Origin of the sequence: Mesorhizobium sp. M7A.F.Ca.CA.001.10.2.1, from assembly GCF_003998575.1 — a bacterium.
GTDB lineage: Bacteria > Pseudomonadota > Alphaproteobacteria > Rhizobiales > Rhizobiaceae > Mesorhizobium.
In genome coordinates, this window is sequence record NZ_RZQY01000182.1 from 1 (window position 1) to 9609 (window position 9609).

General features: G+C 62.9%; 8 protein-coding genes. 6 read left to right on the forward strand and 2 right to left on the reverse strand.

The window, feature by feature from the left end:
* The first annotated feature begins 132 nt into the window (after positions 1-132).
* The 4 genes from EN964_RS14070 to EN964_RS14085 all read left to right on the forward strand — a co-directional run bounded on the left by EN964_RS14070 (position 133) and on the right by EN964_RS14085 (position 6266).
* Positions 133-1710, forward strand: a complete 1578-nt coding sequence (locus EN964_RS14070) for a trimethylamine methyltransferase family protein (protein ID WP_127271459.1) — start codon at positions 133-135, stop codon at positions 1708-1710.
* Between the two features lie 138 nt (positions 1711-1848).
* On the forward strand, positions 1849-2334 hold the full coding sequence (locus EN964_RS14075; protein ID WP_127271897.1) for an endonuclease domain-containing protein: 486 nt from the start codon (positions 1849-1851) through the stop codon (positions 2332-2334).
* A complete protein-coding gene (locus EN964_RS14080; protein WP_127272734.1) occupies positions 2331-4901 on the forward strand; it encodes an FAD-dependent oxidoreductase in 2571 nt (856 codons plus the stop codon). Before EN964_RS14075 ends, EN964_RS14080 begins: the two co-directional genes overlap by 4 nt.
* Before the next feature lie 9 nt (positions 4902-4910).
* Entirely contained in the window at positions 4911-6266 is a 1356-nt protein-coding gene (locus EN964_RS14085) for a Xaa-Pro peptidase family protein (protein ID WP_127267832.1), read from the forward strand.
* Here the strand turns inward: EN964_RS14085 and EN964_RS14090 are convergent.
* Positions 6231-7058: a phosphate/phosphite/phosphonate ABC transporter substrate-binding protein gene (locus tag EN964_RS14090; protein ID WP_127267833.1), complete on the reverse strand. Its 828-nt coding sequence runs from the start codon at positions 7056-7058 to the stop codon at positions 6231-6233. The two genes, EN964_RS14085 and EN964_RS14090, sit on opposite strands and share 36 nt — an antisense overlap.
* 92 nt (positions 7059-7150) lie before the next feature.
* Entirely contained in the window at positions 7151-8161 is a 1011-nt protein-coding gene (locus tag EN964_RS14095) for a fatty acid desaturase (protein ID WP_164748999.1), read from the reverse strand.
* 229 nt (positions 8162-8390) lie between these two features.
* Between EN964_RS14095 and EN964_RS14100 the strand changes: the two genes are divergently transcribed.
* Together EN964_RS14100 and EN964_RS14105 are read left to right on the forward strand one after the other, a co-directional pair.
* Positions 8391-9248: a helix-turn-helix domain-containing protein gene (locus EN964_RS14100; protein WP_127267834.1), complete on the forward strand. Its 858-nt coding sequence runs from the start codon at positions 8391-8393 to the stop codon at positions 9246-9248.
* 92 nt (positions 9249-9340) lie between these two features.
* The coding region (locus tag EN964_RS14105) for a DUF1989 domain-containing protein (protein WP_127276459.1) at positions 9341-9609 on the forward strand (269 nt) is incomplete at its 3' end.

Here is a 9609-nt window from a genome sequence, read left to right on the forward strand (position 1 = left end):
GGCCGATGTCGTGGCCGCGCAACTGCCGTTCCGGCATGTCGCTTCCCTCGCCCTAGTGGTCGCCGCCTCCGCAATGGCTGGACAGCCGCCGGTCCATTATGCCGCCCGCTATCGCATCCTACGAGGACCATCATGACCGCCGCCCTACAACCCTTGGAACCGGCATTGGCCACCGACCGCGCCCGTCGCGGTGGCCGCGCCGGAAAGCGCGCCGGCGGCTCGGCCGCGTTCGAGCAGCCGGCTTTCCGCCAGCTGAAAAACCCGCTGACGCCGACCAGGCTGGTCTCCGACGACGAGCTGGAATCGATCCACCTCGCCTCCCTGCGCGTGCTCAGGGAAATCGGCGTCGATGTGCTGCATGACGAAGCCCGCAGCATCATGAAGGCGCATGGCGCCGATGTGCGCGACGGCAGCGAGCGGGTGCGCTTCGACAGCGACATGATCCTCGAACTGGTGTCGCACTGCCCGTCGGAGTTCACCATCCATGCCCGCAATCCGGCGCACAATGTGCGCTTTGGCGGCAACAATGTGATCATCTCGATGATGGCGTCGGCGCCCAATTGCTCCGACATCGATCGCGGCCGCCGGCCCGGCAACCAGCAGGACTACCGCAATTTCTTAAAGCTCGCGCAGATGCACAACATCCTGAACTGCACGGGCGGCTACCCGGTCGAGCCGACCGATATCCATCCGTCCGTCCGCCACCTCGAATGCATCCGCGATCTCAGCGTGCTCACCGACAAGGTGTTCCACATCTATTCGCTCGGCAAGGAACGCAATGTCGACGGCATCGAGATCGCCAGGATCGCGCGCGGCATCAGCCACGAGCAGATGCTGGAAGAGCCGTCCGTCTTCACCATCATCAACACGAATTCGCCGCTCAAGCTCGACGTGCCGATGATGGAAGGCATCATCCAGATGTCGAGCAAGGGCCAGGTCGTCGTCGTGACGCCGTTCACCCTGTCGGGCGCCATGGCGCCTGTCACCATCGCCGGCGCACTGGTGCAGCAGAACGCCGAGGCGCTTGCCGGCCTCGCCTTCGCCCAGATGGTGCGCAAGGGCGCACCCGTCGGCTATGGCGGCTTCACCTCCAATGTCGACATGAAGTCCGGTTCGCCGGCGTTCGGCACGCCGGAATACATGAAGGCGCAGCTCGTCGGCGGCCAGCTTGCCCGCCGCTACAACATTCCCTACCGCACCTCCAACACCTGCGCCGCCAACACGGTCGACGCGCAGGCGGCTTATGAAAGCGTGTTCTCGCTGTGGGGCGCCATCCAGGGCGGCGGCAATCTGATGATGCATGCCGCCGGCTGGCTCGAAGGCGGCCTGCGCTGCTCCTACGAGAAGACCATCCTGGACATCGACCTGCTGCAGATGGTGGCCGAATTCCTGACCCCCCTCGATCTTTCCGACGAGGCACTCGGCTTCGACGCCATCCAGTCGGTCGGTCCCGGCGGCCATTTCTTCGGCACCCAGCACACGCAGGACCGCTACAAGACCGCCTTCTACTCGCCGATCCTGTCCGACTGGCGCAATTACGAGACCTGGGCGGAAGCCGGCTCGCCGACGGCGCTCGAAAAGGCCAACAAGGTCTGGAAGGAGCGGCTGGCGTCCTATGAGGAGCCTTACATGGACCCGGCCATCCGCGAGGAACTCAACGCCTTCGTCGCCAAGCGCCGGTCCGAAGGCGGCGCGCCGACCGATTTTTGATCGGCAGTGCTGTTGATGAACGGTCGACCCCCACTCCGTCGAGCTGTGCTCGACACCTCTCCCCCGATCGACGGGGGAGAGGAAAGGCGCGAACTTATGCAGGCTGGCTCCCTTCCTCTCCCTCCGGAGGGGGGAGAGGTGGCTCGGCGAAGCCGAGACGGAGTGGGGGAAGCCCGCCCCGCAACACGCAGCCGCCGCAAAACGGGCATCACCCAGCGAGCCCGAAAACTCAGGCAAGGTGACAACCAGGCCGAAGCGCTGCTTTGGCTTGAGTTAAAAGCCCGCAAACTTGGCGGCTACAAGTTCACGCGACAGTTCTCTATCGGACCATACTACGCAGACTTCGCTTGCCGCGAAAAATGGCTCGTCGTGGAAGTCGACGGACATCAACACGCCGACTGTTCCTATGACCGCCGCCGCGACGATTTCATGCATGCCCAGGGCTATTCGATCCTGCGTGTTTGGAGCCATGAAGTCTTGAAGCATCGTACTTCGGTTTGTGAAACCATCCTCGCCGCGCTCGATGGCAGGCTAGCCGAGAACATCACGGCACCCGACCTCCGCTTTGTCTTCACGCCTCACTCACCCGATTCAATCTCTTCAAAAACGGACCTATCTAGATGAAATCTCACGTAAAAGCGGTTGTTATCGGCGGCGGCGTCGTCGGCTGCTCGGTTCTCTACCACCTGGCCAAGGCCGGCTGGACCGACATCATGCTGATCGAGCGCTCGGAGCTCACCTCCGGCTCGTCCTGGCACGCCGCGGGCGGCTTCCACACGCTGAACGGCGACCCCAACGTCGCCAAGCTGCAGGCCTATACGGTGCAGCTCTACAAGGAGATCGAGGAAATATCCGGCCAGTCCTGCTCCCTGCACCTGACCGGCGGCGTGATGATGGCCGACACGCCCGAGCGCATGGACTTCCTGCGGCTGGCCCACGCCAAGGGCCGCTATCTCGGCATGGACACAGAGCTGATCACCCCTTCCGAAGCCAAGGCGATGTTCCCGCTGATGGACGAGACCAACTTCGTCGGCGCCATGTGGGACCCGGTCGAAGGCCATCTCGATCCGTCGGGCACCACCATCGCCTATTCCAAGGCGGCGAAAAAACTCGGCGCCGAGATCGTGCTGCGCAATCGCGTTGTGGAACTGACACAGGAGGTCGACGGCACCTGGAACGTCGTCACCGAACAGGGCACGGTGAAGGCCGAGCATGTCGTCAATTGCGGCGGCCTGTGGGCGCGCGAGATCGGCCGCATGGTCGGCGTCGAACTGCCGGTGCTGGCCATGGAGCACATGTATCTGCTGACCGAGCCGATGCCGGAGGTCGAGGAATTCAACAAGTCTACCGGCCGCGAAATGATCGGCGTGCTCGACTTCAAGGGCGAGATCTACACCCGCCAGGAACGCAACGGCATCCTGCTCGGCACCTATGAGAAGGCCTGCAAGCCGTGGTCGCCGGTCAACACGCCGTGGGATTTCGGCCATGAATTGTTGCCGCCGGACCTCGATCGCATCGCCCCGTCGCTGGAAATCGGCTTCAAGCATTTCCCCGGCATCGAGAAAGCCGGCATCAAGCAGATCATCAACGGCCCCTTCACCTTCGCGCTCGACGGCAACCCGCTGGTCGGCCCGGTCCAGGGCCTGACCAATTTCTGGTGCGCCTGCGCCGTCATGGCCGGCTTCAGCCAGGGCGGCGGTGTCGGCCTCGCGCTGTCGAACTGGATGGTGCATGGCGATCCCGGCTTCGACGTCTGGGGCATGGATGTCACCCGCTTCGGCGAATGGGCAGGCCTGCGCTACACCAACGCCAAGGTGCGCGAAAACTATTCGCGCCGCTTCTCCATCCGCTTCCCCAATGAGGAACTGCCGGCGGCACGCCCGGCGCAGACGACACCGCTCTACGACACGATGCTGGCCAACAATGCCGTCATGGGCGACAGCTGGGGACTTGAAACGCCGCTCTGGTTCGCACCGAAAGGCAAGGAACCCAGGGATATCGTCTCCTTCCACCGCTCCAACGATTTTGGGCCGATCGGTGAGGAAGTGCGCGCCACGCGTGAGCGTGTCGGTGTCACCGAGATCGCCAATTTTGCCAAATACGAAGTCTCGGGACCCGCAGCCGAGGATTTCCTCAACCGGCTGATGACCAACCGCATGCCGAAGACCCGCCGTATCGTGCTGACGCCGATGCTCAACGAATTCGGCAAGCTGATTGGCGACTTCACCATCGCCAAGGCGGCAGAAGACCGCTTCATGATCTGGGGTTCCTCGGCGGCGCAGAAATACCACATGCGCTGGTTCGAGAAGCATCTACCGAAGGACGGAACGGTGCGCATCCACCGCTTCGACCAGACGCTGGTCGGCCTGTCGATCGCAGGGCCGAAGTCACGTGACTTGCTGCAGAAATTGGTCGATGTCGATGTCTCGACAAAAGCCTTCCGCTTCATGGATTTCCGCGAGATGGCGGTTGGCGGGGCGCCTTGCATGGTCAACCGCATCACCTACACCGGCGACCTCGGCTATGAAATCTGGATGGCACCGGCCTACGAGCGCCTGGTTTACAAAGCGATCAAGGACGCCGGCGAGGAATTCGGCCTTGTCGATTTCGGCATGCGCGCGCTGCTCTCCATGCGCCTCGAAAAGAATTTTCCGACCTGGTTCCGCGAGTTGCGGCCGATCTATGGACCGTTCGAAGGCGCGATGGACCGCTTCATCAAGCTCGAGAAGAACGACTTCATCGGCCGCGAGGCCGCTGCCAAGGAACAGGCCGAGGGGCCAAAGCTGCGCCGCGTCTCCTTCATCGTCGATGCCACCGACGCCGATGTCATGGGCGATGAGCCGATCTGGGCCAAGGTCAGCAAGGACTATGGCACGGTTGAAAAGCCGCATGGCTATGGCGCGCCCCGCTTCGACGAGGGCGGCAAGGAAATACGTGGCTCCAAGGCTACCGAAGGCGCTTCCGCCGTGCGGGGTATCGTCGACGGTGACTGGCGCGTGGTCGGCTGGGTCACGTCGGGCGGCTATGCGCATTATGTGCAGAAGTCGATGGCGCAGGGCTACGTCCCCGCAGCGCTTGCCGAGGACGAAAGTGCCGGGCTGTTCGAGATCGAGATCCTCGGTCACCGGCGCCCGGCCCGCATCAATGTCGAAGCGCCCTTCGATCCGAGCGGCGAGAAGATGCGGACCTGAGTTTCGACCATGGACAACGCGGGGCCGAAGGGCAGCTTTGGCCGGCATCGCAAAATCATGCCGTTCGAAGCCGATTCGATCGAAGCCTTGCGCGACGCCTCCCGCCAGAAGGCGGCTTCGCTCAACCAGCATGTGCTGGGCTACGGTGCGCAGGCCGAGGCTGAATGGGCCGCGGCAGGCATTGCCGCGCCCGATCTGGCGGCGATGCGCCAATACCGGCTGGAGCGCATCCGCGCCGAGCTGAGGCGCCGCGGCTATGCCGGCGCCGTGCTCTACGATCCCGTCAACATCCGCTACGCCACAGACAGCACCAACATGCAGCTATGGGTGGCGCACAACCCGACGCGGCATTGCTTTGTCGCCGCGGAGGGGCCGGTGGTGCTGTTCGACTATTTCTCCTGCGAGCATTTGTCCGATCATTCCGGCGTCGTCGACGAAGTGCGACCGGCAGTGTCGTGGATGTATCTCTATGGCGGTGAGTTGACCGAGCAAAAGGTCCGCCGCTGGGCCGCAGGAATAGCCGATCTGGTGAAAGAGCATGGCGGCGGCAACAGCCGCATCGCCGTCGACCATATCAATCCGGAAGGCGTCGAGGAGCTGGCTCGCCTCGGCATTTCCATCGGCAATGGCGAAGCGTTGATGGAGAACGCGCGGCTGATCAAATCACCCGACGAGATCCTCGCCATGCGCCGCGCGATCGTCGCCTGCGAGGCGGCGATGGGCGAGATGGAACAAGCGCTGAAGCCGGGGATTTCCGAAAACGAATTGTGGGCGGAACTGCACCGCGGCAACATCGCGCGCGGCGGCGAATGGATCGAGACGCGACTGCTGACGTCAGGCCCGCGCACCAATCCGTGGTTCCAGGAATGCTCGTCGCGCAAGATCGAGGCTGGCGATCTCGTCGCCTTCGACACCGACCTGATCGGCCCCTACGGCTTCTGCGCCGACCTGTCGCGCACATGGCTGTGCGGCGATGGAAAGCCGACCAGCGAACAGCGCGACCTGTTCCGCATCGCTGCCGACCAGATCGGGCACAACGCGGCACTGATGCAGCCAGGCATCTCGTTTCGCGACCTCGTCGAACGCTCGGCGGTGCCGCCCGGCGACTGCTTCCCGACGCGCTACGGCGTGCTCTATCACGGCGTCGGCCTGGCCGATGAATACCCGACCTTGCCGCATGCCAGCGACTGGACATCGGACACTCCGGACGGCGTGCTGGAACCGGGCATGGTGCTGTGCGTGGAAAGCTATATCGGCAGGCTTGGCGGGCGCGAAGGCGTCAAGATCGAGGAACAGATACTGATCACCGAGACGGGCAACGAACAGCTCTCAACCTACCCGTTGGATAAGAGACTGCTCGGCTAGCCCGGCAATGGCCTCGCGCAACGCCCCAACCGTCTTTTCCGGTGTCCCTGCGGCGGTGATGTAGGGCAGGCCTTTGCGCCGTCCGGTCCAGCCAACGACCGCCACCTTTTTCGCCGCCGGCTCGAAGCGTTGCGCCAGCGCCCAACTCTCGCAGTCGATGGCCGCTATATCGGCCTTGCCCTCTGCAATTGCGACGATCGAGGAACGGTGCCCACCGCTTTCGCTGCGCGAGGCAAAGAGGTCAAGGCTCTCGCCCATCGCCTCCAGGTCGCGCGTCAAACCGAGGAACCCCGACATCGAATCGAGGCTGTTGAAGGTGAAGCGCTTGCCGCGGATCCGATCGAGTGGGATCAGCGGGCTGCCGTCATTGGGCGAGGCAACCGACGGCGCGCCATCCGCCAGCATGACGATGGCGCTGGAATAGAGCTCGCCCTGCCCGCCTTCGTAGGCGTCGTAGCTTGGCTGGGCAACCACCTGCACATGCCTGGACAGGCCGAGTTCCATCGGCCCCCAGCAGGTCTGCGCGAACAGCAGCGCCGGGTGCAGCCACAGTCTGTGAAAATCGAGTTCGTCCGGCGGCAATGTCACTGGATCGGATGCGATCAATGCACCGGCAGCATCACGAATACCGCCCGGCACCGGCGGCAGGTCTCCATTGCGCCGCACGATGGTTTGCGGTGCGTCGATACCCTTTTGCCGAAACGCGTCGCGCAACAGCGCCCATTGCGCGTCGACCTCGCCGCGTATTTCGGGCCAGTCATACATCGGCAACGCCGCAACCAATTCACTCATGCCGGATATCAAATCATCATGTCTGGAAAAATGATCGCAAAAACGCGGCGCCCAATCAGAATTGGCCGACACGGATTCCGGGTAGACCGGAATTATTCCTTCGGCGGCTCTGCGGGAACCGGCGCACTGCCGAGTCCGCTGATGCTGCGCGCCCTGATGCGCGGCTTGAAGGCCCTGCCCGGCTCGGCTTGACGCCGCAGCACCGGGTGCACGATCGGCTCCTTCGCCTTGAACGCATAGGCTTTGATCAGCGCGAAATAGTTGGGATAGGCATAGCCATTGTTCATCCGCAGCCATTCCTCACGGCGATCGCGAAACAGCTTGGGCAGCTTGTACCAGGCCACGGTCGGGGTCTTGTGATGGACGAAGTGCAAATTGTTGTTGAGGAACAGGAACGACAGCGGCGAGCGCTCGACGATCACCGTGCGGCCTTCCGGATGTTCCGACCATTGATGCTCGGCGAAAGTACGGATCGAGATCAGCGACTGGCCGAGCCAGACCGGCACCAGAATGTAAAGCCACAGCGGGATGCCGAAGCCGAACTGCACGATCGGCATCACGACGGCAAGGCCGATCGCATGCAGCAGCCAGGCCTTGCGGATCGCCTTGTCACCGGCGATCACGTGCTTGGCATCGTCGATGAAGAAGCCGACGCAGGACAGCCACGGGCCAAGCACGAAGCGGCCGGCCATGGTGTTGTTGATCTTGAGTAGGAATTTCATCGTCGGCGGCAGTTCGTCGTGCTGCCAGAGCGCCTGATAATAGCTTTCCGGATCGTCCAGCGGATCGGTCAGCCGCTCGTCGGCGTGGTGGCGCAGATGGATGGTCTTGAAGCGGCGGAACGGCCAGACCAGACCGATCGGCAGGAACACGAAGGCTTCATTGACCCGCGCGTTGCGTGTCGGATGACCGTGCAGCACTTCGTGCATGATCGACGATTGCAGTGCGGCGGTCAAAGCCAGGAGGGCGAGCGCCAGTATGGGGTAAGATGGCCAGAGCAGGAAACCGGTGGCGAGCCAAGTTGCGTAGCAGAAGAAGGCGAGTACCACGGTCGGCCACTCTATGGCCGGTGCGCTGTGTCGCCTGATGCTCTTGCTCGTCATGCTATCGACCACTGCCCCTCAGTCGCCGGAGCCCCAATTGGCTCCTGACAACATTGTGTCAGGAGAAGTGATTCCACTCAACGAGACAAAGTACACAAACTGTTGCGATTGCGCATTTTTGACCGCACATGTTACACATTGTAAACAGGCTTAGGGATTCATTTACGCCTGAGGTGCGCTCGGAAGCGATTCGGCGCAAATTTTTCCTCAATCGAGGTGGAGCACGCACATGGACAAGCGCGACCTGTCGACGATCTTCCGCGAGCGCCTGAAAACACTCTTGACACGCTCCGACCTCAACCAGTCGGCCTTCGCGACCGCGGTCGGCATCGACCGTTCGGCGCTGTCGCAGCTGCTGTCGGGCGCCTCGACGCGCCTGCCCCGAGCGGAAACGCTGCTCAACATCGCCGCCGAGTTCAAGGTGTCGCTCGATTGGCTTCTCGGCCTCAGCCAGGACGAGGGTCTCACCGGCGAAATCCGCGAGAGCCTGGAGATAGAAGAGGCACCGGACGGCTTCGACCGCACGCTGCTGGCCAAATGGCATGCCGAGGCGGCCGGCACCAAGATCCGCTACGTACCGGCCGGCATTCCCGACCTTCTGCGCACCGAAGCATTGGTCGACTACGAAGCCGGCATCACCAACAAGAGCCGCCTCGCCCAGGCCGGCGAAACGCAATACCGCATCGACTACAACAGGCGGCCGGAAACCGACATGGAAGTCTGCATGCCTCGCCATACGCTGGAGATTTTCGCCCGCGGCCTGGGTGTCTGGGATCGTTTCCCGGAAGCCGACCGCCGCGCCCAATTGCTGCACATGGCGACGCTGCTCGACGACCTCTACCCCACCTTCCGGCTGTTTCTCTATGACGGGCGGATTCGCTATTCCATCCCCTACACCATCTTCGGTCCCTATCGCGCCGCCATTTATGTCGGCGACATGTATCTGGTGCTCAACGCCACCCAGCCGATCCAGACGCTGATCCAGCATTTTGACAATCTGATCCGCGCCGCCGACATCAACGCGCACGAGGCGTCCGGCTTCGCGCACAGGCTGGCCGGCATGTCGTTCCCAACAGGCACTGTCTGATCTCTGGCAATCATGGTCTGATCTCTGGCAATCATGGTCCTCTGGTGGAGCCTCGTCCCGGCCACGCCATTTCCATTTTTGAAGGACAGCTCATGCCCGATCCGCGCCGCATCGTCGTTCCACCCCAGTCGGGCCGCGCCATCCGCGTCTCACAAGGCGACCTCATCCGCATCATCGATCCCAAAGGACAGCAGGTTTCCGATCTCTGGGCTTTCAGCACCGACCCGACGGTCGACTGGCTGAGCACCTCGCAGACCCGTGACATCACCGAGCGGCTTTTTCCCGCAATCGGCGACAGTTTCTTCAGTGCCGCCGCCAAGCCGATGCTGACGCTGGTCGAAGATGGCTCGCCGGGTCCGCA

Coding starts and splice junctions, on each gene's coding strand:
- EN964_RS14070 (WP_127271459.1), top strand. CDS start 133: ATGACCGCCGCCCTACAACCCTTGGAACCGGCATTGGCCACCGACCGC.
- EN964_RS14080 (WP_127272734.1), top strand. CDS start 2,331: ATGAAATCTCACGTAAAAGCGGTTGTTATCGGCGGCGGCGTCGTCGGC.
- EN964_RS14085 (WP_127267832.1), top strand. CDS start 4,911: ATGGACAACGCGGGGCCGAAGGGCAGCTTTGGCCGGCATCGCAAAATC.
- EN964_RS14090 (WP_127267833.1), bottom strand. CDS start 7,058: ATGAGTGAATTGGTTGCGGCGTTGCCGATGTATGACTGGCCCGAAATA.
- EN964_RS14095 (WP_164748999.1), bottom strand. CDS start 8,161: ATGACGAGCAAGAGCATCAGGCGACACAGCGCACCGGCCATAGAGTGG.
- EN964_RS14100 (WP_127267834.1), top strand. CDS start 8,391: ATGGACAAGCGCGACCTGTCGACGATCTTCCGCGAGCGCCTGAAAACA.